Annotated in this window: 26 protein-coding genes, 1 tRNA gene and 2 pseudogenes; 20 read left to right on the top strand and 9 right to left on the bottom strand. The window is 55.3% G+C overall.

The features are described 5' to 3' along the window. Positions 1–117 precede the first annotated feature (117 nt). Positions 118–795 (bottom strand): GntR family transcriptional regulator, encoded by a 678-nt coding sequence (locus tag OCH02_RS24310; RefSeq protein ID WP_261433420.1) that lies wholly within the window; start codon positions 793–795, stop codon positions 118–120. 129 nt (positions 796–924) lie between these two features. On the opposite strand from OCH02_RS24310, the gene OCH02_RS24305 reads away from it, so the two are divergent. Genes OCH02_RS24305 through OCH02_RS24290 form a run of 4 tightly spaced genes read left to right on the top strand, consistent with a single transcriptional unit; the run spans position 925 to position 5015 of the window. After that, positions 925–1638 carry a DUF2848 domain-containing protein gene (locus tag OCH02_RS24305; RefSeq protein WP_261433369.1) on the top strand — a complete coding sequence of 238 codons (714 nt, stop codon included), beginning with the start codon at positions 925–927 and terminating at the stop codon, positions 1636–1638. Beyond that, entirely contained in the window at positions 1638–2987 is a 1350-nt protein-coding gene (locus OCH02_RS24300) for an amidase (protein WP_261433368.1), read from the top strand. The genes OCH02_RS24305 and OCH02_RS24300 overlap by 1 nt, the downstream gene beginning before the upstream one ends. Positions 2988–3039: 52 nt before the next feature. Beyond that, positions 3040–3693 (top strand): DUF4286 family protein, encoded by a 654-nt coding sequence (locus tag OCH02_RS24295; RefSeq protein ID WP_261433367.1) that lies wholly within the window; start codon positions 3040–3042, stop codon positions 3691–3693. Beyond that, a complete protein-coding gene (locus OCH02_RS24290; protein ID WP_261433366.1) occupies positions 3690–5015 on the top strand; it encodes an MFS transporter in 1326 nt (441 codons plus the stop codon). Before OCH02_RS24295 ends, OCH02_RS24290 begins: the two co-directional genes overlap by 4 nt. A 50-nt stretch (positions 5016–5065) precedes the next feature. Here the strand turns inward: OCH02_RS24290 and OCH02_RS24285 are convergent, their stop codons facing one another. Continuing rightward, entirely contained in the window at positions 5066–5674 is a 609-nt protein-coding gene (locus tag OCH02_RS24285) for an HD domain-containing protein (RefSeq protein WP_261110523.1), read from the bottom strand. Positions 5675–5857: 183 nt separating this feature from the next. Between OCH02_RS24285 and trhA the strand changes: the two genes are divergently transcribed. Beyond that, positions 5858–6532: a PAQR family membrane homeostasis protein TrhA gene (gene trhA, locus OCH02_RS24280; protein WP_012146602.1), complete on the top strand. Its 675-nt coding sequence runs from the start codon at positions 5858–5860 to the stop codon at positions 6530–6532. A gap of 162 nt (positions 6533–6694) precedes the next feature. Then, positions 6695–7192 carry a DUF2165 family protein gene (locus OCH02_RS24275; RefSeq protein WP_261433364.1) on the top strand — a complete coding sequence of 166 codons (498 nt, stop codon included), beginning with the start codon at positions 6695–6697 and terminating at the stop codon, positions 7190–7192. Between the two features lie 37 nt (positions 7193–7229). Here OCH02_RS24275 and ygfZ read toward each other — a convergent pair whose 3' ends face one another. Then, a complete protein-coding gene (ygfZ, locus tag OCH02_RS24270) occupies positions 7230–8222 on the bottom strand; it encodes a tRNA-modifying protein YgfZ (RefSeq protein WP_261433362.1) in 993 nt (330 codons plus the stop codon). Positions 8223–8545: 323 nt separating this feature from the next. Between ygfZ and sdhE the strand changes: the two genes are divergently transcribed. The 5 genes from sdhE (at position 8546) to creD (ending at position 12772) form a co-directional block, all read left to right on the top strand. Continuing rightward, complete coding sequence (gene sdhE / locus OCH02_RS24265) at positions 8546–8812, top strand: FAD assembly factor SdhE (RefSeq protein WP_012146600.1); 267 nt, start codon at positions 8546–8548, stop codon at positions 8810–8812. Continuing rightward, the gene (locus OCH02_RS24260; RefSeq protein WP_261433360.1) at positions 8793–9215 is read left to right on the top strand and encodes a protein YgfX; all 423 of its coding nucleotides are present in this window, start codon (positions 8793–8795) and stop codon (positions 9213–9215) included. Before sdhE ends, OCH02_RS24260 begins: the two co-directional genes overlap by 20 nt. Next, positions 9215–9910 (top strand): two-component system response regulator CreB, encoded by a 696-nt coding sequence (creB, locus tag OCH02_RS24255; RefSeq protein WP_261433358.1) that lies wholly within the window; start codon positions 9215–9217, stop codon positions 9908–9910. The genes OCH02_RS24260 and creB overlap by 1 nt, the downstream gene beginning before the upstream one ends. Next, complete coding sequence (gene creC / locus OCH02_RS24250; protein ID WP_261433357.1) at positions 9907–11325, top strand: two-component system sensor histidine kinase CreC; 1419 nt, start codon at positions 9907–9909, stop codon at positions 11323–11325. The genes creB and creC overlap by 4 nt, the downstream gene beginning before the upstream one ends. A gap of 82 nt (positions 11326–11407) precedes the next feature. Then, entirely contained in the window at positions 11408–12772 is a 1365-nt protein-coding gene (gene creD / locus OCH02_RS24245) for a cell envelope integrity protein CreD (protein ID WP_261433356.1), read from the top strand. 36 nt (positions 12773–12808) lie between these two features. On the opposite strand, the gene fldB is transcribed toward creD, so the two are convergent. Continuing rightward, positions 12809–13327: a flavodoxin FldB gene (gene fldB / locus OCH02_RS24240; RefSeq protein WP_017893855.1), complete on the bottom strand. Its 519-nt coding sequence runs from the start codon at positions 13325–13327 to the stop codon at positions 12809–12811. 107 nt (positions 13328–13434) lie between these two features. On the opposite strand from fldB, the gene xerD reads away from it, so the two are divergent. The 8 genes and pseudogenes from xerD to OCH02_RS24205 all read left to right on the top strand — a co-directional run bounded on the left by xerD (position 13435) and on the right by OCH02_RS24205 (position 21252). After that, entirely contained in the window at positions 13435–14334 is a 900-nt protein-coding gene (gene xerD / locus OCH02_RS24235; protein ID WP_261433355.1) for a site-specific tyrosine recombinase XerD, read from the top strand. 27 nt (positions 14335–14361) lie between these two features. Continuing rightward, positions 14362–15078: a bifunctional protein-disulfide isomerase/oxidoreductase DsbC gene (dsbC, locus tag OCH02_RS24230; protein ID WP_099063839.1), complete on the top strand. Its 717-nt coding sequence runs from the start codon at positions 14362–14364 to the stop codon at positions 15076–15078. 6 nt (positions 15079–15084) lie between these two features. Next, positions 15085–16818 (top strand): single-stranded-DNA-specific exonuclease RecJ, encoded by a 1734-nt coding sequence (gene recJ, locus OCH02_RS24225; RefSeq protein WP_261433353.1) that lies wholly within the window; start codon positions 15085–15087, stop codon positions 16816–16818. A 166-nt stretch (positions 16819–16984) separates the two neighbouring features. Further along, positions 16985–18083, top strand: a protein-coding gene (gene prfB, locus OCH02_RS24220) for a peptide chain release factor 2 (RefSeq protein ID WP_112363199.1) whose coding sequence is annotated in 2 segments (ribosomal slippage) — positions 16985–17059 and positions 17061–18083 — 1098 coding nt in all. Because the reading frame shifts where the segments join, the coding sequence is not laid out codon by codon here. A gap of 9 nt (positions 18084–18092) precedes the next feature. Then, positions 18093–19610, top strand: coding sequence for a lysine--tRNA ligase (gene lysS, locus OCH02_RS24215; protein WP_261433350.1), 1518 nt, complete (start codon positions 18093–18095; stop codon positions 19608–19610). A gap of 168 nt (positions 19611–19778) precedes the next feature. Further along, positions 19779–19852 (top strand) — tRNA-Gly (locus OCH02_RS24210). A gap of 499 nt (positions 19853–20351) precedes the next feature. Continuing rightward, positions 20352–20893: pseudogene (locus OCH02_RS25455) on the top strand (type IV secretion protein Rhs). A gap of 2 nt (positions 20894–20895) precedes the next feature. Continuing rightward, positions 20896–21252, top strand: a pseudogene (locus tag OCH02_RS24205) (putative T6SS immunity periplasmic lipoprotein). Between the two features lie 84 nt (positions 21253–21336). Here OCH02_RS24205 and OCH02_RS24200 read toward each other — a convergent pair. The 3 genes from OCH02_RS24200 to OCH02_RS24190 form a co-directional block, all read right to left on the bottom strand. Continuing rightward, positions 21337–22578, bottom strand: a complete 1242-nt coding sequence (locus OCH02_RS24200) for a cysteine desulfurase-like protein (RefSeq protein WP_261433344.1) — start codon at positions 22576–22578, stop codon at positions 21337–21339. Further along, a complete protein-coding gene (locus tag OCH02_RS24195; protein ID WP_261433343.1) occupies positions 22575–23189 on the bottom strand; it encodes a 2OG-Fe dioxygenase family protein in 615 nt (204 codons plus the stop codon). The genes OCH02_RS24200 and OCH02_RS24195 overlap by 4 nt, the downstream gene beginning before the upstream one ends. 177 nt (positions 23190–23366) lie before the next feature. Further along, entirely contained in the window at positions 23367–24200 is an 834-nt protein-coding gene (locus OCH02_RS24190; RefSeq protein WP_261433341.1) for an oxidoreductase, read from the bottom strand. 161 nt (positions 24201–24361) lie between these two features. Here OCH02_RS24190 and OCH02_RS24185 point away from each other — a divergent pair, with 161 nt between their 5' ends. Beyond that, positions 24362–25303, top strand: a complete 942-nt coding sequence (locus OCH02_RS24185) for an AraC family transcriptional regulator (protein ID WP_261433340.1) — start codon at positions 24362–24364, stop codon at positions 25301–25303. 15 nt (positions 25304–25318) lie between these two features. On the opposite strand, the gene OCH02_RS24180 is transcribed toward OCH02_RS24185, so the two are convergent. After that, a complete protein-coding gene (locus OCH02_RS24180; protein ID WP_261433339.1) occupies positions 25319–25447 on the bottom strand; it encodes a hypothetical protein in 129 nt (42 codons plus the stop codon). Between the two features lie 196 nt (positions 25448–25643). Next, entirely contained in the window at positions 25644–25928 is a 285-nt protein-coding gene (locus OCH02_RS24175) for a winged helix-turn-helix transcriptional regulator (RefSeq protein ID WP_261433338.1), read from the bottom strand. Between the last annotated feature and the right edge of the window lie 357 nt (positions 25929–26285).

Here is a 26285-nt window from a genome sequence, read left to right as displayed (position 1 = left end):
CATATTTCCCAGCGAGGAGTCATTACCGATTATCCTATGACCAATACTCGTGTTGTAGATATTCAGTCAATTTTATTACAAACGGTCTCTAGGCGGACCCTTTGCAGTTCAAGGGTGTCAGCCCTCATGCAACAGTGCACTGCGGAAAGACAGAATGTGCGCCTCTGCGGCATTGGCTGCAGCGGCGTCGTCTTGTGCAGCCAGTGCCGCGATAATGGCTCGATGTTCTTCGATCACCTCTCGCATATGACCTTCGCGTGACAGCGTACTGGCCCAAAAGCGTTGCGCCCTGGCGTGCAGCACGCTCAGGATGTCCGCCAGCATATTATTCCCGGCGATCTGCGCCAACTGCTGGTGGAACTGGTGGTCCAGCGTCATCATCTGTACCCGGTCGCGGCGCTGGCTGGCGGCTTCGATTTGTTGATTGAGGGCTGTCAGTGCGGCGACCTGCGGTTCGGTAATTCGCTTGCTTGCCAGCCGCATACACAGCATTTCATTGGCGAGTCGCACTTCAATCAGCTCCAGTGCGTCATCCATCGACAGCGGCGAGACCATCACTCCCTTACGCGGGATCACCTGTAGCAACCCTTCATTAGCCAGCCGGTGGATTGCCTGATTAATCGGCGTTCTGCCCATATCCAGCTCACCCATCACCTGCGCGGTATTGAGATATTCACCGGGCTTATAGCTTAACGTCACCAGCGCCTGCTTAAAGCGCCGGTAGGCCAATTCATTCAGTGACATTCCGGCTTCCTCTGCCGTCGGGAGTTCCTGGCTCTCTGCGTCAAGGCTCATCACGTTCTGCTCCTGCAAGAAGAAAGTTTTTAGACATAGTACACAAAAACATGGCATGGAAATCGCTTATTTGGCAACTAAAGATATAGTGAAATTTCACAGTATTTTAACCAAAGAGGCACAAATGCCATGAGACTGACCTTCACTTTACCTGAATCCAGCGGTGCCGGGGCGCTGGATGTCGAGATCGACCATCTGGTGATCGCCGGCTGGACCGGCCGGGATCGCGAGGCGATCCTGCACCATATTAGGGAGTTGGCCGAGCTCGGCGTGCCCCAGCCCAGTGCAATCCCGCTGTTCTATCGGGTGGCCGTTAACCAGCTCAGTCAGAACGACTGTATTGAAGTGATCGGCAATGCCAGCTCCGGCGAAGCGGAGCCCTTGATCTTCACTCATCAGGGGGAACTGTTTGTTTCGCTGGCCTCAGATCATACCGATCGCCAATTGGAGGCGCACAGCGTCGCGCTGTCCAAACAAATCTGCGTCAAGCCGGTAGCCCGCACCGCCTGGCCGTTGCGTGAGGTGAGCGCGCACTGGGATTCGTTGATCCTGCGATCCTGGATCAAAGAAAACGGCGAGTTCCGGCTTTATCAACAGGGTTACCTTGCCAGTCTGCGTACTCCCGGCGATCTGCTGGATCGCTATTTAAGTGGTCAGCAGGTGCCGGAGGGCGGGTTGACGGTCCCGCAACCGCCAGATGGCCTGGCGATGGCCTGCGGTACGGTGGCGGCGATTGGCGGTATCCGTCCGGCGGCCGAGTTTCGTATGGAACTGGTGGACGAAGTGCTGGGACGTACCATCAGCCACGGCTATCGCAGCATAGAACTGCCGGTGGTGGCGTGATGAAAAAGCTGACTTTAACGCAGGTCGCCACCGGCTTGGCCAGCGGTGAATTCACTGCTGTGCAACTGACCGCTACCGCGCTGGCGCAAATCGCCGACCCGCAGGGGGAGGGCGCTCGCACTTTTACGCATGTTTATAGCGACTGGGCACAGCAGCAGGCATTGGCTGCCGATCGGCGGCGTGCCGCGGGCAACCCTTTGTCGGCGCTGGACGGCGTACCGGTGTCGGTCAAAGACCTGTTTGATGTCGCCGGTGAAGCTACTGCGGCCGGGTCACGCGTACTGGCCAGTGCGCCAGCGGCTAATGCCCATGCCGCCGTGGTGGCGCGTTTGTTGCAAGCGGGCGCGCTGGTGATCGGCAAAACCAACATGACCGAATTTGCCTATTCGGGGCTTGGGATCAATCCCCACTACGGCACACCTGCCAACCCGTGGGATCGCCCCGTACGGCGTATTCCAGGTGGTTCATCTTCCGGTGCGGCGGTTGCGGTAGCCGACGGCATGTGCTTTGGCGCGATAGGCAGCGACACCGGCGGTTCGGTGCGTATTCCGGCTGCCTTCTGTGGTCTGACTGGTTATAAACCCACCGCCCGGCGCATCAGTAGCCATGGTTTACTGCCATTGTCACCCTCACTGGATTCAATTGGCGTGATTGCCCATGACGTTGCAGGTTGCATTGCGCTGGATGCCGTGATTGCCGAACAGCCGCTGCACCCGCAGCAGAAAACGCTGAGTCAGGCGCGCTTTGCCGTGCCACAAACGTTGGTGCTGGATGGCCTGGATGATGAAGTCACCGCCACCTTTCATCTCAGCGTCCAGCGGCTGGCGCAGGCCGGGGCACAGATTGAATTTATTCCCTGTCATGAGTTCGCCGAGCTGGCAACGATCAACGCCGCCGGTGGTTTCACCGCGCTGGAGTCCTGGCGCTGGCACCAGCCGCTGATTAGCGAACATGCCGAAAACTATGACCCGCGGGTGCTGTCGCGTATTCGTCGTGGCCAGCTGCTCGATGAGCAGGATCTGCAGCAATTGCGGATGCTGCGTGCCGATTGGCAACGGCGGGTGACCGCGGTAGTGGAAAAATTTGACGCCTTGTTGATGCCAACCCTGCCCTTCGTTGCGCCGACCATTGCCGAGCTGCAAGAGGATGAAGACGCCTATTTCCGTATCAACGGCGCCGCGTTGCGTAACCCTTCGGTGATCAATTTCCTCGATGGTTGCGCGCTGTCGCTGCCTTGCCAACGGCCCGATACGGCACCTGTGGGGCTGATGGTGGCCGGACTGCCGCTGCATGACGAGACGTTGCTGGGTTGGGCGCTGGCGATCGAACGCTGCCTTGCCGAGGCGTGATTTTCCGGTGGGGAACGGCCCCGCCTTACTTTGAGCTAACAGGAGAGTACCCATGACCGGTTCCCTAAACGGAATGCTGTTTGTCGCAACAGATGTCGCCGCGCAGGACGAGGCGGATTTCAATAAGTGGTACGACCGCGAGCACGTGGAAGAGCGGGTGCGGGTGCCTGGTTTCTTGTCGGGCACGCGTTATCAGGCACTACAGGGCGGGCGCAAATACCTCGGGCTGTATAAAACCGAATCCCTGGCCAGCTTTACCTCGGCGGCCTACCGCGCCGCGTTTACCGAACAGACCCCCTGGTCGGTAGCGAGTCTCGATAAAATGCGCGATCCGATGCGTCGTGTCTGCGCGGTAGAGGCGGTGACCGGTCAGGGCTGCGGCAGCCATCTGGCTATCCTTACTCTCGAACCGGTGGAGTCGCATGTGCTGAAGGCCTGCATCAATCATTTGGGGAGCCTCCTGGCGGAACAGCCCGGTTTTGTGCGCAGTAGCCTGCTGTCGCCGGACGCGGATCTCAGCTCACCGCTGCCGAAAGAATCGCGGGAAAACCGCCGGCTACTGCCGATGATGCTGATCGAAAGCAGCAGCGCCGAAGCCGGCCAGCGGCTGAGTGAGTTGGCCTGCGGCCAATTGAAAATCCCCGCCACCGATGCCCTGCATTATGCCCTCGGCTGGCAGCTGACCACACAGGAGCTTTCATCATGAGCACTTCAACCACTCAACAGTCAATCGCGGACGCCCCCACTGCCGATGCTTCCGCCCATCCGCCGAACACCGGCAAACTGGCGGCGGCCAGTTCGATTGGCACCGCACTGGAATGGTATGACTTCACCGTCTACAACATCATGGCGGCGCTGATTTTCAACCACGTATTTTTCCCCTCTTTCGATCCGCTGGTGGGCACTATTCTGGCGTTTTCCACCTATGCGGTTGGTTATGTATCGCGGCCGATTGGCGGTATCGTCTTTGGTCATCTTGGTGACGTGCTGGGGCGCCGTTTTGTATTGGTGACCACGCTGGTGATCATGGGCGTGACTACTGCGCTGATGGGGTTGCTACCCGGTTATGCCAGTTGGGGTATTTGGAGCCCGTTGCTGTTGGTGACACTGCGCTTTATTCAAGGTATTGCATTGGGGGGCGAATGGGCGGGGGCGGTACTGCTGTCGATGGAGCACGGCAAGCCCCATCAGCGTGGGCGCAATGCCTCCTTTGCTCAGGTTGGGCCTTCCTGCGGAACGCTGATCGGCACCGGGCTTATCACGCTGGTGACGGTGGCGATGACGGCGGAGGATTTCCAGCAGTGGGGCTGGCGTATTCCCTTCCTGCTGAGCCTGGTACTGGTGGTGTTTGGCCTGTGGCTACGCCGTGGCGTGGGGGAAACGCCTGCGTTTCTGAAACTGGAGGCATCGAAGGATGTTACCCACGCACCGATCCGCGAAGTTTTCACCCAGCATCGGCGTCCGCTGCTGATCGCCGGCGGTTCGCGTATTGGTTCCGACGTGCTGTATGCGCTGGTGGTGGTTTTTACCCTGACCTACGTCACTACGGTATTGAACCTGCCGCGCCCGCTGGCGTTGGCTGCCACCATGTTGGGGGCGATCGGTAACGCGATTACCGTGCCGATGTTCGGCGCCCTGTCCGATCGCTTTGGCCGCCGGCCGGTGTATATCGGCGGGGCATTGGCGGCGATGGTTTGGGCATTTGTGTTCTTTATGCTGCTTGACAGCAGCCAGCCGGTGCTGATCTGCCTGGCGGTGGTAGTGGGTCTGCTGATCCATGCGGCAATGTATGGCCCACAGGCGGCGTTTATTACCGAACAGTTTCCAACCCGGGTGCGTTATGCGGGGTCGTCATTGGCTTACACGTTGGCAGGTATTATCGGCGGTGGCTTTGCGCCGTTGATTATCGCCTCGTTGTTCAAGTCCTACGACAGCACGCTGGCGATCTCGGCCTATGTGGTGCTGGCTTTGCTAATCACACTGTGGGCGGTGATTGCGGCGAAGGAAACGGCTCACAAGCCGCTGTGAATGGCGTGCCGGGTGAAGGGGTCACCCGGCCTGTCACAACAGCAACGGCGTTACTTCAGCCAGCCTTTGCGTTGTGCGTCCTGCAGGTGCTGTAGCAGGTACTTCCACAGTTCGGGCTGAACGTCGGCGATGGTGGTGTTGCGCGCCAGTACCTGCTCCAGGCTGATGCCGTTCTCAACCCAGCTTTGGCCTTGGTTATGCAGATTCATCAGCATCGGCATGGTGCGATCCAGCACCAGCGCGAAGCGCGCATCGGCGCTCTCGCCATCTTCATATTCCTGCCATAAAGCGGTGAAATACTCGCGCTGAGTGTCCGGCAGCATACCGAACAAACGGCGTGCCGCCGCCACTTCCACATCATGGATCGCTGCGCGGGCCGCCAGATCGTAGACCAGTACGTCACCGGCATCGATCTCAACGATGTCATGCAGCAGCGCCATCTGGATCACTCGCTGAATATCTACGCCTTCACCGGCATAGGGGGCCAGGCTCATGGCAGCAATAGCAAAGTGCCAGCTATGTTCGGCGGAGTTTTCCTGGCGTTGGGTGCCCAGCACTTTGGTGCGGCGTTGCACGCTTTTCAACTTGTCGATTTCCATCAGGAACTGGATGACCTGGGTCATGGAGCCGAAATCTAACGCGGGTACAGCGGATGACATGGTGTAAACCTCAAGGTAGATGGGTTGAAGCCGAACGATTGTAGACCAGCGGGCGAGGGATTTCGATGGTTACACGCGCACACAGTTTTATTTTGGCGTACACGTGTACACTGAAATTATTCTCAGTTAAGCTGCCTTGCGGTAATTTCGAACAATGTTGGCTGTTTTGAGGGGTTGTGTGTAATGGGAAAAACGGGCGTAGTGAAAGCCGGTACTGAAAAAATGGCCGCCACGGCCTATCCGTGGGCGGAAGAGATCGCTAACAGCATCAGTCACGGTATAGGGTTGGTTTTTGGTATTGTCGGCCTGGTACTGTTGTTGGTTCAGGCGGTAGATACCGGCGCTGACGTGACGGCCATCGCCAGCTACAGTCTTTATGGCGGCAGTATGATCCTGCTGTTCCTTGCCTCCACGCTGTACCATGCCATTCCCCACCAAAAAGCCAAGCACTGGCTGAAAAAATTTGACCACTGCGCCATTTATCTTTTGATTGCCGGTACCTACACGCCGTTTTTGTTGGTGGGTTTGAACTCACCGCTGGCCAAGGGGTTGATGGCGGTAATTTGGGGTTTGGCACTGCTGGGCGTGCTGTTCAAACTGGCGTTTGCGCACCGGTTTGAAGCGCTCTCGCTGGTGACCTATCTGACTATGGGCTGGTTGTCGCTGATTGTGATTTATCAGTTGGCGACTCGTCTGGCGCTGGGCGGTGTGACGCTGCTGGCGGTCGGTGGCGTGGTTTATACCCTGGGTGTGATCTTCTATGCATCGAAGCGTTTCCGCTTCGGCCACGCGATTTGGCATGGTTTCGTGCTCGGCGGCAGCCTGTGCCACTTTATGGCAATTTATCTGTACGTCTGATATCCGCTCGGCAGGCGTTAATATCATGTTGATTAAGCGTTTCTTTTCAGTTAGAAAAGAGGCGCTTGTTTCTTTCGGGTATCCAGCAAGCCCATTTTTTCATTCCTGAGCCCGCGAACTACACCTTCGGTGTTTACGTTAACCTTTTCAGGACTCATCAATATGATCGTTCGCTTATCCAAAGCGTTGCTGGTGTGCGCGATGGCGCTGTTCGCCACGCTGGTGGCATTTGGCAATATCACGGACTACGGCTCCAACTTCGCCTTTGTTCGTCATGTATTTATGATGGACACCATTTTCCCTGACGCCACCATCACTTACCGTTCAATACAGACTCCGTGGCTGCATCACGCCGGTTATATTGGCATCATTGCGCTGGAAAGCCTGACCGCATTGTTGTGTTGGATAGGGGGCCTGCGTCTGTTGTGCGGCCTGAAACTGTCCGCAGTGGCCTTCAATAGAAAGAAAACGTTGGCAGTGGCCGGTTTGACGCTCGGTTTTTTGACCTGGCAGGTGGGTTTTATGTCGGTGGGCGGTGAGTGGTTCGGCATGTGGATGTCAAAACAATGGAACGGGGTGCCCGACGCTTTCCGATTCTTTGTCACCCTCATTTTGGTGCTGATCTATCTGGTGCAGCGCGACGGCGAACTGGACGAGTAAGGAATCAGGCAGCAGGGGTGAGCCTGCTGCCTGGGGATTATTTTTCTTCCGCCAGTGAATATGGCAGCGGTTTGATGGTCAATTGACTGGTGGCATCGTCGCGAACCCGCAGCTTGCTGTCGGCGTCGAGATCGTTATTCAGCACCACTTGTACCCACAGCGTGCCGTCGGCCAATCTGGCGGCGCTCAGCACCGTACCGGTACGGCGCCAGTTCTCACCCAGCTGCAATTCCACGTCCTCAGCAGGCTGCGGCACTCGTCCGGCCTTGCCTTCCAGCCAGTACAGTGCCCGTTTGTTGGCACCGCGGAACTTGGCGCGTGCCACCATTTCCTGACCGGTGTAGCAGCCCTTGCTGAAGCTGATGCCATCCAGCGCCTGCAGGTTGGTGGCCTGTGGGATCAACTGCCCGCTGTTGGCGGCGTCAATCACCGGGTAGCCGGCTTCGATATCCAGCGTCAACCACTGCTGGCTGTCGTTCAGTTCGGCCTGCTCGTGCAACCTGGCAACCAACTGTTCGGCAATGGCGGCGGTGGTGACCAACAGAAAACGTTCTGCCGGTAGCGAGAAGTGCAACAGGGTAGTTTCACCGTCCTGTACTACCTGATGCTCCGCATCCGGCAGGCGGTTGAAAACCCCTGCCAGCGCCGCGCGTGCCTGAAAACCGGCCACGCCCAGCAACACCGCTTCGTTGTCTGCGGCAATGGTGAGTTTGGAAAATACCGCGTACTTTTTGATTTCAGCCAGTTGGCTGTCCAGCACGCTGCGGCGTTCCAGATACGCAAAGCCTTCACCGCGATGGAATAACCGCAGATTGCTCCACATTTTTCCCTTGGCGTCGCAGTGGCCGCACAACACGTGGCTATCGTCCGGCAGCGCTTCGATATCGGCGGTTACCTGGCCCTGAAGGTATTTCACCCGGTCCGGCCCGTTCAATGTCACCAGCGCCCAATCTTCCAGTGAGATCAGGGTCAGGGGCAGATGGGAGGAAGCGGAAGGCTGACGGGGTGGAAATGGAATTTTATACGCCATAGTAAGATCCTGCTTAACGTTTAGCTTACCTGAAGGTGTGTTGGCCCCATGGTAAAAGAGGTGGCGGCCTTTGCAAACTGTTATTCACGCTTGCCTTGCAGACAGCGCTTTTTTTGACATTTAGCGCTTTATTACGCTTTACACCGAGAACGTCCTTCCCGGCGAGTATGTCAAATTGTTACTCTATAGGCTTGCGGCCAAGGGTAACCCTTGCAGACAGATCTTTGGCTGATGGAATTATATCGCGCCGGCGTTGCCATACAGTGTGTCAGTTGAACCCTGCGATGGCGTTGCCACGCTGAAAAGAGGTTAGTCATAACAACATGGATATTAATAACAAAGCACGTATCCACTGGGCTTGTCGCCGCGGTATGCGTGAGCTGGACATCTCTATCATGCCCTTCTTCGAGTATGAATATGACCTGTTGAACGATACAGACAAAGCGCTGTTTATCCGTCTGCTGGAGTCTGACGATCCCGATCTCTTCAATTGGCTGATGAATCATGGCGCTCCGCAGGACAGTGAACTGCAGAGAATGGTGACACTGATCCAGACGCGAAATAAAGACCGTGGCCCAGTGGCGATGTGACGTCCGTATTTCCTGGCGCACACAGTTATTTTCGCTGCTGACACATGGCGCATTGATCCTGCTGATCCTGATTTCACCCTGGCCGGAAGGCTATGGTCCGATCTGGCTGGTGTTACTGACGCTGGTGGTGTTCGAGTGCATTCGCAGCCAAAAGCGTATTGCGTCGCGACAGGGTGAGTTGCGCCTGCTGGAGAATCAACGCCTGGGTTGGCATGGGCAAGAGTGGCAACTGCTAAAACAGCCCTGGATGCCACGTTACGGCATTTTGTTGACGTTACAGCCGGTGGGGGGCAAAAAGCGCCGTCGGCTGTGGTTGGCTTCCGACTCCATGGCTAAAGCCGACTGGCGGCATTTGCGTCAACGCCTGCTGTATCCGCCCGCCAGTGATGACGAGGAGTCCTGATGAAGCCGACGCTCTGGCTGGTGGAAGATGAACCCAGCATTGCCGACACGCTGATTTATACCCTGGAGAGCGAAGGCTTTCAGGTGCGCTGGTTTGAACGCGGTGAACCGGCATTGCAGGCGCTGGCGCAAGGGGCACCTGCGTTGGCGATCCTCGATGTTGGTCTGCCGGACATCAATGGTTTTGAACTCTGCCGCCGGTTGTTATCGCAGTCGGCGGATTTGCCTATTTTATTCCTCACCGCCCGCAGCGATGAGCTTGATCGCCTGATTGGGTTGGAGATCGGTGCCGACGATTACGTTGCCAAACCCTTTTCTCCGCGAGAAGTCAGCGCCCGGGTGCGCACAATTCTGCGCCGTTTGCAAAAACAGCAGCGCCTGCAGCAGCCGGCTCTGTATCACTTCGGCCCTTTTAGCCTGGATGAACAGGCCGCGGCCATCCATTACCATCAGCAGCCGTTGCTGCTGACCCGTTACGAATTTTTGCTGTTGAAAACACTGTTGCTGGCACCCGGCCGGGTATTTTCACGCCAGCAACTGATGGAAAGCGTCTGGGCGCTGGCCGAAGAAAGCCTGGATCGCACCGTCGACACTCATATTAAAACGCTGCGTGCCAAGCTGCGCGCCATCGATCCCGCTGAACCCCCGATCCATACTCATCGCGGCCTCGGCTACAGCGTGAGCCGCCAGCCATGAGAATAGGCCTGCGCCTGCTGTTGGGATACTTCCTGATTGTGGCGGTGGCGGGCTATTTCGTACTGAGCATTTTCGTGCAAGAAGTGAAACCCGGCGTGCGGCGCGCTACCGAAGGCACACTGGTGGACACTGCCAACCTGCTGGCGCAGATTGCACGTCTGGACATGCAGGACGCCGACGTGGCGCACGGGCAACTGTCACAGGCGTTCTCTCAACTCAATCAACGCCCCATTGGCGCCAATATTGCCGGCATCCGCAAGGATCGCAGCGAATATCACGTTTATCTTACCGATCAAAACGGCAAGGTCATTTTTGATTCCAGCGGCAAGGCGCTCGGCCAGGATTACTCACGCTGGAATGACGTTTATCTGACGCTGCTTGGCCAGTACGGCGCACGCAGCACGCGCAGCGATCCGCAGGATGAAAACAGCTCGGTGATGTATGTTGCCGCGCCGGTAATGGATCAGGGGAAAATCATCGGTGTGCTTAGCGTCGGTAAACCCAACAGCACCATGGTACCGGTGATCAAGCGCAGCGAACGCCGTATTCTGTGGGCCGGTGCGCTGCTGTTGGGCATTGCCTTGCTGATCGGCCTGGGCTTTGTCTGGTGGATCAACCGCTCGATTGGGCGGCTGGTGCACTACGCTGACGGTGTGGCGCAGGGTGAAAGCCTGCCGTTGCCAAAGATGGGCGGCCACGAATTGACCCAGTTGGCGCAGGCGTTGGACAGCATGCGGGTAAAGCTGGAGGGCAAGGCCTACATTGAGCAGTATGTACATACCTTGACCCACGAACTGAAAAGCCCGCTGGCGGCGATCCGCGGTGCGGCCGAGCTGCTGCAGGAACAACCGCCGGCGGCCACTGCACAGCGTTTTCTGACCAATATCGAACAGCAGAGTGCGCGCATTCAGCAACTGGTGGATAAATTGCTGGTGCAAGCGCGGCTGGAGAGCCGGCCGGCCTTGGAACTTGTGCCACTGGCAATGGCGACGCTGGTGCGTCTGGCTGTGGCAGGCAAAGAGGCGCAGGCAACGCGGCGTAGCGTTTTGCTCCAGGTTGAAGGGGTGGAAGATATCACCCTGAGCGGCGATGGACTGCTGATTAGCCAGGCGCTGACCAACCTGTTGGACAACGCACTGGACTTCACCCCAGTTGGCGGCAGCATCAAGGTGCGCGGTGAACGCCACGAGGGCCATTACCAGATCACCGTTTGTGACGACGGCAGCGGCATTCCGGATTATGCACTGGATAAAGTGTTCGAGCGTTTCTATTCTCTGGCCCGCTCGGATAAGCCGAAAAGCAGCGGTCTGGGGCTGAATTTTGTGCAGGAAGTGGCGCGCTTGCACCGAGGCAGCATTCAGTTGATCAACCGTCAGCCGCACGGCGTGACCGCTGTTTTCACCGTATCGCTCTGACTTCACCGTCCCTTCACATAACCACATTCTGCTTTCACCCGAGGGCATTATCGTGACTCCATTACCTACATGGAGCGCGACGATGATGAAATCGGTACTGTTTTGGAAAATAACCACTCTGCTGGGACTAATGATTTTAATGATCATCCCGGTAACGATGCTAATGAATGTGATTGATGAGCGCAGCGGCTACCGCCAGAGCGTGGTTGGGCAGGTCAGCGAAAGCACCAGCCGGGCGCAGCGCATTTTGGGGCCGTTGATCGTCATCCCTTACAGCGAGCGGGAAGAGAAGACGGATGACAAGGGGCAGAAGGTGGTACAAGTGATTCGCCATCATCGCTATTTGTTGCCCGAGAATTTGCAGGTCAGCGGCAAGCCGAACGTGGAGGTGCGCAAGCTGGGCATTTACCAGACTCAGGTCTATCAGGGACCGCTGCAGTTTAAGGTGAAGTTTGGCCAGCCGGATGTGACAGACTTGCAGCGCAGCAATGTGACTATGGGTCAGCCTTTCCTGCTGGTTTCGCTGAGCGATTCACGCGGTATCAAGAGCATCTCACCGCTTACCAGCGCACAGTCACAGACCCCCTTTGAGCCAGGAACTCAGGTCAGCGTGTTACATCAGGGTATTCATGCACCGCTGACGCTGGCCGCATTGCAAAAAGCGGGGCTGGATGCTGAGTTTACCCTGACGCTGGCCGGAACCAGCAGCCTGTCTCTGGTCCCGCTTGGTCGCAGCAGTGAATTGACATTGCAGAGCAATTGGCCACATCCGAATTTCCTCGGTAACTTCTTGCCGGACGAACGCAAAGTGACGGATAAAGGCTTCAGTGCCCGCTGGCGCAGCACCTGGTTTGCCAACAACATCAACAGCGCTTTCCATTACGACGACGAAATTCTTGGCGAAGACAAGCTGCCAACGTTTAGCACCAGCCTGATTGAACCGGTCGATCACTATCAACTGACCGAGCGCGCGGTGAAGTATGCGGTGCTGTTTATCGGCCTGACATTTATGGCGTTCTTCCTGTTCGAGACCCTGACCGGTTTGCGGGTGCACCCGATTCAGTATCTGCTGGTCGGCGCGGCACTGGTGCTGTTCTACCTGATACTGCTGGCATTCTCCGAGCATTTTGGCTTCGCCACCGCTTATCTGCTGGCCAGTATCGCCTGCAGTGGGCTGATCGCCTTTTACCTCAGTGCGGTACTGCGCGGCTGGCTGCGGGGGGCGCTGTTCGCGGCCAGTCTGTTGATGTTGTATGGCGTGCTGTATCTGTTGCTGCAGTCGGAAGATAACGCGTTGGTACTGGGGGCAGGGCTGTTGTTCGCTATTTTGGCGGGAATTATGCTGCTGACGCGTAAATTGGACTGGTATCAGGTGGCCGATCCGGCGCGCTTGAACGGAGAAACGCCAACCGGCGCGGGGGAAAATCGCTTCCGGTTGTGGAAATAAGCATCGAACTGGGCGCGGCTACCGCGCCCATGGGCATTATAGCAGGGGTTCCATCTCCAGCAGGATCTGTTCGCACCACTGTTGCAGACGTTCTTCGCTCATGTCGTATTGGTTCACATCATCGAGCGCCAGGCCAACAAAGTGTTTGCCGTCGGCGCTTAGCGGTTTCGGACTGGTGAATTCGAAGCCGTCGATCGGCCAGAAGCCAATAAACTGTACGCCCAGTGGGGCAATGTGATCGTGCAACATGCCGAGTGCATCGAGGAACCATTCGCCGTAGCCGAGTTGATCGCCCATGCCATACATGGCGACAATTTTCCCCTGGAGATCCAGCGTGGTCAGCTGTGGCCAAATTGCCTCCCAATCTTCTTGAAGCTCACCGAAATCCCAGGTTGGCATGCCGAGGATCAGGATGGAGTACTCTTCCATCAGCTTGGGGGAAACATCTTTCAGGTTGTGCAGGTCGACCAGGTCTTCACCTAAAATCTCACGGATTTTTTCTGCCGCCATCTCGGTGTAGCAGGTGCTGGAGCCGTAAAACAGACCAATCTTCATGTGTAAACCGTTTATATTGCCGTAGGTAGAATTGCAGCGAGTATACCCGATTTGTACCGGCTTAAGGCATAATGCCTGTGGCATAAACGTAACAAAGAGAGGACCGCGTGCAACAGCAAGATAGCGCGTTGATTGAGCAATTCCTGGATGCACTGTGGCTCGAACGTAATCTGGCAGAAAATACGCTGGCCTCTTACCGATTGGATTTGCAGGCGCTGGGGGCCTGGCTGAATCAGAAAAATACCTCGCTGTTACAGGCACAGGTGCTGGATTTACAGGCGTTTCTCGCCGATCGGGTGGAGGGGGGCTATAAAGCGACCAGCTCCGCCCGTTTGCTGAGCGCCATGCGCCGTCTGTTCCAATACCTGTATCGCGAAAATATGCGTAGCGACGATCCCACTGCCCTGCTGGCTTCGCCGAAACTGCCGCAGCGCCTGCCGAAAGACTTGAGCGAAGCGCAGGTCGATGCGCTGCTGAAGGCGCCCTGTGTCGATCAGCCGCTGGAGCTGCGTGACAAGGCGATGCTGGAAGTGCTGTACGCTACCGGGCTGCGCGTCTCCGAACTGGTCGGGCTGACCATCAGCGATGTCAGCCTGCGTCAGGGCGTGGTGCGGGTGATAGGTAAAGGCAACAAGGAACGACTGGTGCCGTTGGGTGAAGAAGCGGTGTACTGGATAGAAAACTATCTGGAGCATGGCCGCCCGTGGATGGTCAACGGTCAGGCGCTGGACGTCTTGTTCCCCAGCAACCGCAGCCAGCAAATGACCCGACAGACATTCTGGCATCGCATCAAACACTATGCGATCCTAGCGGGTATTGACAGCGAGAGGTTGTCGCCACACGTGCTGCGCCACGCGTTTGCTACCCATTTGCTGAACCATGGGGCCGATCTCCGTGTCGTACAAATGTTATTGGGGCATAGCGACCTCTCGACCACACAAATTTACACGCATGTAGCGACTGAAAGACTTAAACAGCTACATCAACAGCACCACCCGCGTGCCTGACACGCCGGGTTCAAAAGGATTGGAAGAATGAAGAAAGGTTTAATGCTGCTCTCCCTGCTGGTGGCTTCAGTGACCGGCGCGGCCCATGCCGACGATGCGGCAATCCAAAAAGCGCTTGGCAGCCTGGGCATTCAACAGGCGGACGTGCAGCCTTCACCGGTGACCGGCCTGAAAACCGTGCTGACCGATAACGGCGTGCTGTATGTGACCGAAGACGGCAAGCACATTCTGCAAGGCCCGTTGTACGACGTCAGTGGCAAAGAGCCGGTTAACGTCACCAACCAACTGCTGACCGGCAAGCTGGAAGCGCTGAAAGATCAGATGATCGTCTACAAAGCGCCAAAGCAGAAACACGTGATCACCGTGTTTACCGACATCACCTGTGGCTACTGCCACAAGCTGCACCAGCAGATGAAAGAATATAACGATTTGGGCATTACCGTCCGCTATCTGGCGTTCCCGCGTCAGGGTCTCAATTCCCAGGCCGAGAAAGACATGCAGTCAATCTGGTGTACCGCCGACAAGGCCAAGGCCTTCGATACCGCCATGAAAGGCGACGCGGTTTCTCCGGCGACCTGTAAAACCGACATCAGCAAACACTATGCGCTCGGCGTGCAGTTCGGTATTCAGGGTACTCCGGCCATCATTTTGGAAAACGGCATGATGATCCCAGGGTATCAGGGGCCAAAAGAGATGGCCGCCATGCTGGACGCGCATCAGACCGCAACCAAAACCGGTGGTTAATCGCCGGTGAGCATCAAAACACAACTACGCCGCCGTGCGGCGGCGGACGATAGCCATCTGCCAGCCAGCCTGCACCCGCTGTTGCGCCGTTTATATGCGCTGCGTGGCGTTCAGGCTGAGCAGGAATTGGAGCGCAGCGTCAAAGGCATGCTGCCATGGCAACAGTTGGATGGCATTGACGCCGCCGTTGGCATTCTGCAACAGGCGCTGGCCGCGAGTCGTCGCATCATCGTGGTGGGGGACTTCGACGCCGATGGCGCCACCAGTACCGCGTTGACGGTGTTGGCGCTGCGCAGCATGGGCGGCAGTGCGGTCGACTATCTGGTACCGAATCGTTTTGAGGACGGCTACGGCCTGAGCCCCGAAGTGGTCGAGCAGGCGGCAACGCGCGGTGCGGAATTGATCCTGACGGTGGATAACGGCATCTCTTCCCATGCAGGAGTGGACGTGGCCCACGCCAAAGGTATGCAGGTGCTGGTGACCGACCATCACCTGCCGGGGGAAACCCTGCCGGCGGCGGAAGCGATCGTCAACCCGAACCTGCGTGGTTGTGAGTTCCCGTCCAAATCTCTGGCCGGTGTCGGTGTGGCTTTCTATCTGATGCTGGCGTTGCGTGCCCGCCTGCGTGACAGCGGCTGGTTCGAACAACGTGCGTTGGCGATGCCGAATCTGGCAGAACTGCTGGATCTGGTCGCGCTTGGTACGGTGGCTGACGTAGTACCGCTCGATGCCAACAACCGCATTCTGGTGTACCAGGGTCTGAACCGCATCCGGGCCGGCAAATGTCGGCCTGGCATCCGGGCATTGCTGGAAGTGGCTAATCGTGATGCACGTCAGCTGGCAGCCAACGATCTCGGCTTTGCGCTGGGGCCACGGCTCAATGCCGCCGGACGACTGGATGATATGTCGATCGGCGTGGCGTTGTTGCTGAGTGATGACATTGCGCAGGCGCGTATGTTGGCTAACGATCTTGATGCGCTCAATCTGACACGGCGTGAGATTGAACAGGGCATGCAGGTTGAAGCTCTGCAGCTGTGCGACGAACTGGAGCGCAGCAGCACCGCCTTGCCATACGGGCTGGCGATGTATCATCCGGAGTGGCATCAGGGCGTGGTTGGGATTTTGGCTTCGCGCATCAAGGAGCGTTTTCATCGTCCGGTGATCGCCTTTGCACCGGCTGGTGAGGGCATTCTTAAAGGCTCCGGGCGTTCGATAGCCGGTCTGCACATGCGTGATGCGCTGGAGCGGTTGGATACGCTGAATCCGGGGTTGATGATGAAGTTCGGTGGCCATGCCATGGCGGCCGGGCTGTCGCTGGAAGAGAGCAAATTCGACGAGTTTCGCCAGCGCTTTGGCGATCTGGTGGGGGAATGGCTCGATCCGGCGATGCTGGAAGGGGTGATTTGGTCTGACGGCGAACTGGCGATGCAGGAACTTTCGCTGGAAACGGCGGAGCTGTTGCGCGAAGGAGGCCCCTGGGGCCAGGCGTTCCCGGAACCGACCTTCGACGGCACCTTCCGTATCCTGCAGCAGCGGCTGGTAGGTGAGAAACACCTGAAACTGATGGTGGAACCGCTTGGCGGCGGCCCACTGCTGGATGGTATCGCTTTCAACGTCGACACCACCCTGTGGCCAGACAGCAGCGTGCGCGAAGTGGAGCTGGCCTACAAGCTCGACGTCAACGAGTTCCGTGGCAACCGCAACGTGCAGTTACTGATCCAACACCTCTGGCCGCGTTGATTTGTGGCTGCTTTATCCCGGGGTTTGCTCTGCCAAACCCCGGCATGTTTTCTTCCCCCACAAAAACTAACCAACCGGCTATAAACTGACGCCTGGATCCGCTAGAATTACCGGTTCCAATGGCATTTCGCCATCGACGACATCAACGTAAAAGAACGCAAAAAACATGTTTGAAATTAACCCGGTAAAAAACCGAATTCAGGACCTGTCCGTGCGGACTGCCGTTCTTAGGGGGTATCTTTGACTATGATGCCAAGAAAGAACGCCTAGAAGAAGTTAACGCAGAGCTGGAACAACCTGACGTTTGGAACGAACCCGAGCGCGCACAGGCGCTGGGTAAAGAGCGCGCAGCGCTTGAAGCCATCGTTGAAACCATCGATCAGCTGGAACAGGGGGGCGAAGACGTCTCTGGCCTGCTGGAATTGGCGATTGAAGCCGACGATGAAGAAACCTTTAACGAAGCCGTCGTTGAGCTTGATCAACTGTCTGCCAAGCTGGAACAATTAGAATTCCGTCGTATGTTCTCTGGTGAATACGACAGTGCTGATTGCTATCTGGATATCCAGGCGGGTTCCGGCGGCACCGAAGCACAGGACTGGGCCAGCATGTTGCTGCGCATGTACCTGCGCTGGGCAGAGGCCAAGGGCTTCAAGACCGAAGTGATTGAAGAGTCCGACGGCGATGTGGCAGGGTTGAAGTCCGCCACCATCAAGATCATCGGCGATTACGCGTTCGGCTGGTTGCGTACTGAAACCGGCGTACACCGCCTGGTGCGCAAGAGCCCGTTCGACTCCGGCGGCCGTCGTCATACCTCGTTCAGTTCGGTGTTTATCTACCCGGAAGTGGACGATGATATTGATATCGACATCAACCCGGCGGACCTGCGAATCGACGTTTACCGCGCCTCGGGGGCGGGTGGTCAGCACGTGAACAAAACTGAGTCGGCGGTGCGTATTACCCACTTGCCGACCAACATCGTAGTGCAGTGTCAGAACGACCGTTCTCAGCATAAGAACAAGGATCAAGCGTTTAAACAGCTGCGAGCCAAGCTGTACGAGTTTGAGATGCAAAAGAAAAATGCTGATAAACAGATGATGGAAGACAACAAGTCCGATATCGGGTGGGGCAGCCAAATTCGCTCTTACGTGCTGGATGACGCCCGAATCAAGGATTTGCGCACTAACGTTGAAACGCGCAACACGCAGGCCGTATTAGATGGCGACCTGGATAAATTCATTGAGGCAAGTTTGAAAGCCGGGTTATAAGGAACAGAAATGTCTGAGCAACAACCACAAGGCGCCGAACAGGCGCTGGATCTCAATAACGAGTTGCAGTCACGCCGTGAAAAACTGGCTGCGCTGCGCGAGAACGGCATTGCGTTCCCGAATGATTTCCGTCGCGACACCACGTCCGACAAGCTGCACGCTGCGTACGGCGATAAAGACAACGAAGAGCTGGAAGCATTGGGTGTAGAAGTCACCGTTGCCGGCCGTATGATGACCCGCCGTATCATGGGCAAGGCATCCTTTGTCACGCTGCAAGACGTCGGTGGCCGCATCCAGTTGTACGTCGCCCGCGACGATCTGGCGGAAGGCGTTTACAACGAAGAATTCAAGAAGTGGGACCTGGGTGACATCCTTGGCGCACGTGGCAAGCTGTTCAAAACCAAGACCGGCGAGCTGTCTATCCATTGCACCGAACTGCGCCTGCTGACCAAGGCCCTGCGCCCGTTGCCGGACAAATTCCACGGCCTGGCCGATCAGGAAACCCGTTATCGTCAGCGTTACCTGGATCTGATCGCCAACGACGAATCGCGCAAGACCTTCCAGGTGCGTTCTCAGATCATGGCGGCAATGCGTAACTTCATGGTGGAACGCGGCTTCATGGAAGTCGAAACCCCTATGATGCAGGTGATCCCGGGCGGGGCTTCTGCTCGTCCATTCGTGACTCACCACAATGCGCTGGACATCGATATGTACCTGCGTATTGCCCCTGAGCTGTACCTGAAGCGTCTGGTGGTAGGGGGTTTTGAACGCGTATTCGAAATCAACCGTAACTTCCGTAACGAAGGCGTTTCTCCGCGTCATAACCCAGAGTTCACCATGATGGAACTCTATATGGCTTACGCGGATTACAAAGATCTGATCGAACTGACCGAGTCGCTGTTCCGCACCCTCACCCAGAACGTGCTGGGCAATACTCAAGTGCAGTACGGTGATGAAGTGTTCGACTTCGGTAAGCCGTTCGTGAAGCTGACCATGACCGAGGCGATCAAAAAATACCGTCCGGAAACCGATCTGGCTGACCTGGCTGATATGGGTAAAGCGGTGGCTATCGCTGAATCCATCGGTATCAAGGTTGATAAGAGCTGGGGTCTGGGCCGCGTAGTGACCGAGATCTTCGAAGAAGTGGCGGAAAGTCATTTGATTCAGCCGACCTTCATCACTGAATACCCGGCAGAAGTTTCGCCGCTGGCGCGCCGTAACGACGTTAACCCGGAAATCACTGACCGCTTCGAGTTCTTCATCGGCGGCCGTGAAATCGGTAACGGCTTCTCCGAGCTGAATGACGCAGAAGACCAGGCGCAGCGTTTTGCTGACCAGGCTAATGCGAAAGACGCAGGTGATGACGAAGCGATGTTCTACGACGAAGACTACGTTACCGCGCTGGAGCACGGCCTGCCACCAACCGCAGGTCTGGGCATCGGTATCGACCGTATGGTGATGCTGTTCACCAACAGCCACACCATTCGCGACGTGATCCTGTTCCCGGCAATGCGCCCACAGAAATAACTTCGCAGTAATGAATATCAACCGGCGCAGGCGACTGTGCCGGTTTTTTTTCGTCTGATGAGTGAGGATAGTGCCTATTATCGCTAACTGCTTAAAACACCAGCAGTTACGCGTTATCTCCGCTTGCCCGGCAGGGATAACCGGTTATAATGACAGCCGCACACCGATGCGGGTGTAGTTCAATGGTAGAACGGCAGCTTCCCAAGCTGCATACGAGGGTTCGATTCCCTTCACCCGCTCCATTTCCACTTATAAATCAATGCATTAATTTATAAATACCTCTAGCTAAGGTGATTTCTCACCTATAACGCTATCCGTGCCATTGAACTACATCCGTAAATGTCACTGTTTGGTGTGTAGTTGATCTGCGAGCATATTAAACCGTTGGCGGTCGTTCCAGCGTCTTACCGCGATAGTAAAACAAGAAACCTAAGCCCCACCCTAGGCTCTAAATACTCGCAGAAAGCTCATAGCAAGGCGCATTTAAGCCCGATGTCACTAAACAGGTTCATGGCGGTTTTCGTCCCTGCACACGAAATGTAGGCTCTGCCAGCGGTTCGGCCTCGCTCCTTCGGGTACTGATGAGTATCACTGTCTGACACACCCTAATGAAGTCGCCTGACGGCTCCGCACGTTGTCTTACCACCAACGGGCAATAAGGCTTTATTGTCCAAAATCCGTTAGTTGCACGTTTTCTGTACCTTGGATAACCTGAAATAAATCAGACAAGGAGGGCAGTTTATGAGCGCACAGGTTGAGGAAGGAACATTACGCCGGATGACGTTGGGCGAGATTGCAATGGCTCGCACGGGGTTCGGTGATTCGATAGTTTATAGCCGTGTCTGGATTCATTGCGACAGCTAATTACCATTCGGCCTACAGAAACAGAACTACACGATGACGCCCAACGGGGAGTTATGGTACAGAAAGCCGATGTATAGAGAAGACTTCTCCGCAAACTCGGTTTTCGTCGAAGATAAATATGTTTTCATCCATGAACTGGGGCATGTGTGGCAACACCAACACGGGCAATGGGTGAGAATGCGGGGTGCTTTTAGCTGGGCTGCTGAATATACCTACAGACTGGATAAAGACAAACTCACTGATTATTCTCTTGAACAGCAAGCCTCTATTTTAGCTGATTACTGGCTACTGCTGGTTTATGGGATCAGTAAGTGGTCTTACTATCAGAGACCTGGGCGAATGGGGATGTACAGGGGGGAGATAAGTTGCAGGATGTCCCCTCGCTTTACCAGAAAATCGTAACAGGGAAGGGGCGTTAATCATGAAAAATAGAATGTTGCTGGCTGTCGTATTTCTCTTAACGGGATGCCCTGGGCTTGGTGATTGAATGGTAGATCGAGAATCTACAACGGCATTTATCAAAGACAATCATGTTTGTGTGGTGTCGCCACTGGAGCCACAGGAACGGATCACTGCTATTCAAATCAACAGCGATAAAAGCGACTCTCTTCACAAGATTTTTGATGACAAGCCTGTTTATGTACCGAAGGGGGAGTGTCTTCCTGTGTTCGGATTTAAGTTTACATCTGGAGAGCGGTATATCTTCGCGTACGCTGTTCAATCTGAGAAATTAGAGTCACATTTAGTCACTGCTGAATTTTCTTATCCCAAAGAATAAGGGGCATTGCGCCCCTGTCATGGAGTGACTCCGATCCCATAGACAATATCTGTCCTCACGACTCGGCGTTTCCACCAATAGACTTTACGCATGGATCAAGCGTTCGCTGGCGAGCACCTCAAACAGCATGTCGATTTCCTGCTGAGTATTGTAATGCATCATTCCAATGCGCAGCACGCCGCCGCTGTCCTGCAGGTTCAACCGCCGAATTAACCCCAGTGCATAGAAGTGCCCGCTGCCGGCGCAGATATTGTGCCGGCCAAGTCGACGGGCAATTTCCTCAGGCGCATGGCCGCTAAAGGTCAGAGCAAAGGTCGGAGTGCGACGGTGAATGTCTGCCTGCGAGGTACCGTAAAGCCGCACGCCGTCGACGTTCTGCAGGCCTTGCAGGAAGTGCCTGCACAGGTTCTCTTCATGGCGGTGATAGTCGGCAAAACTTTCCTGCAAACGCTGCCTTAAAGGAGCGCCTGGCGTGCCCCATTGCGCCAGGTAGTCAATGGCTGCCGTTACGCCGGCCAACCCTTCGAAACTTTGGGTGCCGGTCTCAAAACGGCCTGGGCCAATGTCGGTGGCCGGCTCGACTTTATAGGGTTGCAGCCGTTGCAGCCATTGCGGCGCGATATAGGCCATGCCGATATGCGGGCCAAAGAACTTATAGGCAGAACACACCAGAAAGTCGCAACCCAGCGCCTGCACATCGATCAGGTTATGCGGAGCATAATGCACTGCGTCGACGTAAACCTGCGCGCCGACCCGGTGGGCGGCCTCGGTGATGGCTTTAATATCGACAATGCTGCCCGTGACATTAGATGCATAAGTGACCGCGACCAGGCGAGTTTTTGCGGTGATTTTTTCGCACAGCCGGGCGGTATCCAAAGAACAATCCGCTTGTTGCAGTGGGATTTGATGCATGGTGACCTGTTTGTCATTTGCCGCCTGCTGCCAGCCGGAGACATTGGCGTAGTGATCCAGCTCGGTAACGATGATCTCGTCCCCGGCTCGCCAATCACGGCTAATGATGCGGCTGAGGTGGAACGTCAGCGAGGTCATGTTCATGCCAAAAACGATATTATCGGGTGAGGGCGCATTCAAGAAGGTGCGCACTGATTCCCTTGCATTATCCATCACCTCAGTAGTCTTATGGCTGGAAAAATAATGCCCGCCCAGATTGGCGTTATATTTCCCCAGGTAGTGGGTCATTTTCTCCAGCACGCTTTGCGAAACCTGAGAACCGCCAGGCCCATCGAAAAAGATAACGGGTTTATCATCATAGCTTTGGGTCAGCGCACTAAACTGGGCGCGGGCGAGTTCGGCAGTAAATGTCATGCTCTTTCCCCACGTGCGGTCAGAACAAACAGGTCAAGATGCCCCTCTTGTTCCGGGACAATGGCGCTGATCGGCGTGGCGTTATGCCATAGTTTACTGTCCGCCAGCAAAACGGCTTCACCATCCGCCAACACTTTTTTAAAGAACGGGGGCTGGTGATTATCGGCGTATAGCATGATCTCGCCGCCGACAATATTTTGCCGATGGATGCCAATCATGGCGATATGGTCAAAACCATCCTGATGTATCCCTTCCGGCGCCACCTGCGTTTCATTATCAATAGCGACCACGCGCATCTGATGGATTTCTATTTCCGTTCCTTCAGGTAAATCATTGCTTTCAGCAAACAGATTGCACATTTCTTCCATAGCGGCGCTTTGCAATACGGCGTCGTCAATCGGCTCGAAATGGCGCACCACGTTGCCCTGAAAGTGGTTGATTTCATCAGACTGAACGAAATTGCGTGGTCCAATTTCTACCACATGACCATTGAGATGTTTGACGACCGAATAGCGGCGCAAGCGGTACTTGCCGTCGGCGTGTTGTGTATGGGGCAAGCCAGAAAACGACGGCATTAATTGTTGGGTGGCCTGGTGGCTAAGTGCAGTCATACTTATTACGTTTTCGTGTTTATGTAACATAATCACCTCAAATATGAATCAAGACTGACTTTGTAGGGAGGTATTTCGATTGAATTGTAGTCGACACTATTGCCAACGCAATTTTTAGCCAGCGCCGACTACCTTCAAGCTATATGTTGCTGTAAACAAGAATGAACGCAGGCAGTATTAGCCATCGGTTGAGCGGCTAAGGGTTTCCCAGGTATCGATATCTCTGTTCATTTGGTGCAGCTTTTCCCTCACATACATGACGGCATCGCTGCCCAGCAGCAGTGATGCCGGGGGTTCAGGGCTGTTGATGAGTTGCAGCATGGCTTTGGCGGCCTTAACCGGATCGCCGGGTTGATGGCCGCTGCGTTTTTCGCGCGTTTCACGGATCGGTCCAAAACTCTGATCGTAATCGCTGATGCTGCGTGGTGAACGCACCATAGAGCGCCCGGCCCAGTCGGTTCGAAAAGATCCTGGCTGAATGGCGGTGACCGCAATATTAAAGGGCTGTAGTTCTTTGGTCAGCGTTTCTGAAATTCCCTGCAAGGCAAATTTGCTGCCGCAATAGAAGCTGATCCCCGGCAAGGTGATGAAGCCGCCCATGGAGGTCACATTGAGAATATGGCCGGCCCGACGCGCCCGAAAATAAGGCAGGAAAGCTTTAATTACGGCCACGGCGCCAAACACGTTGACCTCAAATTGGTGGAGAGCTTCACTCAGCGGCGATTCTTCCATAATCCCTTCGTGGCCATAACCGGCGTTATTGACCAGAACGTCGACAGCTCCCAGTTCCCGCTCTACGGCGTCTACCAGTGGGGCAATCGCAGCGAAATGAGTGACATCGAGAATGCGGCCAAAGCAGCGGTCCGGTGCCAGGGTTTCGAATTCATCTTTGGCCTGCTTGTTGCGCAGCGTTCCGACCACGCGGTGACCCGCTTTAAGCGCTTCTTCTGCCAGTGCGCGACCTAAACCGCTGCTGACCCCGGTGATGAAAAATAATTTTGATCGATTCATGGCATTATCCTCAGTAGGGTGGACTGACAGATTAGGGTGGACAAGATAAAACCCGTAGCCCGGATCCTCTCTGATGTTTGCCTATTCCTCTGAGTTATCTGGACAGGCCCATTGCTGACTGTCACACTTCAATGACTTCCCACTTCTCTTTTCAGACGCCTATGACCTTTTTCATGCCAACGGTTACGGACCAGATGATTGAGCTTTTGGATCGGTTGACACCGCATGAAGGCTACAACCTAACGGCCCTGGCGGACGTGCGTTTTCTACGCTCCAACCGCCCATTACTGCGCACACCAGTTTTATATGAACCGGGGATCGTCATTGTGGTGCAGGGGAGAAAACGCGGCTTTTTGGGTAATGATGTCTATTTGTATGATGCGCAGCATTATCTGATGGTGTCCGTTCCGGTGCCCTTTACCATGGAAACGGATGCCAGTGCTTCAGAGCCGATGTTGGCGATTTATATGCGGCTGGATTTCAGTTTGGCGGCTGATTTGATGTTGCAACTCGATGCTCATCGTCCGCACCCCAGCGAGCCTCCGCGAAGTATGGTATCGAGTCCGATGGATGACGCTATGAGCCTCTCGGTTTTGCGTTTTCTGCAGGTCATGGCTTCACCTTTGGATGCCGAGATATTGGGGCCGGCGATGATGCGGGAAATCTATTACCGCGTAATGACCGGGGCGCAGGGGCAGATGTTGCGAAATGCGCTGACCACGCAGGGGCAGTTTGGCAAAGTGGCAAAAGCGCTGCGAAAATTACACGCCGAGTATGACGCGTATCTGGATGTGAAGGCGCTGGCGAAAGAGGCGGGCATGAGCCTGCCAACATTCCACAGTCATTTCAAAAACGTGACCAACACGTCCCCGATGCAATATCTTAAATCTACGCGGTTGCATCAGGCTCGATTGCTGATGCTGCGAAATAATCTCACAGCTTCGGCAGCCTGTGCGCGGGTAGGGTATGAAAGCGTTTCTCAGTTCAGTCGTGAGTTTAAACGTCTTTTCGGGCTAACACCGCTCAATGAAGTTGAGCGTATGAGGCAGAACTTTTCGCTGCCTGCGCCTGTGACTCCTTCAGATTTTATTTCTTCTCACTGAAGGGGAGCCTGCGCTTCACGAAATGGCGACCAGAGTACCGATGATGGCGATGAGTATGATCCAAAACCATTTAGAGGTTTTTTCCGGTTTCCATTCTTCGCCATATTCAACCTGGTAATCGGGTTTAGGCTCCTTTTTGTTCATCCTGTTCCCTGGCATTTAATATCCATAAATATGCCGGTGTATTTTAAGATGAATCCTAATTCCATTGAATTTAAAACTGTTTTTTAGGTAAAAATCCTAATTTTCGCGCTGTCTTTTCACCTTAACCCTTCATCGCGTCAGCCATAAATTTGCTACGGGAATCCCGGATCTCGGACATGTTTGACAGGATCCATTCTCACATTGGCAGCATATTAACCAGCACGCCTTCCCCGATTGAGGTTAATTGATATTCGACGTGAGGATGGGGGTATTTTTGTTGGTAGTCATGACGAGTAATCAATCCGTCACGCTCCAAATGGCGCAGCGTTCTTGTCAGCATGCGCCGTGTTACACCGGATAGTGTCCGACCCAGTTCCGCATGGCGTAAAGGCCCATGGGTGCCCAGCGTATAGAGGATACTCAGGGACCAACGGTTGCCGGTATGCGCCACCGTCAGCTGGCTGAACTGCTTGGTGAGCATGACTGATGTCCTTATACGCTGGTGGTTGAGGATCATCAGGCTTTGCAGGATGCTGTGGCTGCGTCACCTGAAAGTCTCACAGCGGCCTACCGGCTGGCGTTTGCCCGTGCTGATGGTGTCTCCTGGGATAAAGCGAAAACCTACAATGCTCGGCAGGGTATTGTGGTGACGGATGTTCGGGGATGGTTGAAGCAACATTGCCCAGACGTTTGATTAATCACTGCCGGCATTGTCGGCAGTCTTAAGGGTAATTTATAGTGAATAGACCCGGGTTTTATAGACACTTTTTTGCCTCATAATAGAGGCTTAATGAAGGAGTGTTTATGTCAGCCAAAAATTTCACTGAAGAATTCAAAA

The sequence above is a fragment of the Serratia quinivorans genome (assembly GCF_946227985.1).
GTDB lineage: Bacteria > Pseudomonadota > Gammaproteobacteria > Enterobacterales > Enterobacteriaceae > Serratia > Serratia quinivorans_A.
Note: the sequence above shows the minus strand (reverse complement) of the source record. Positions and strands in the feature narration are given on the sequence as shown.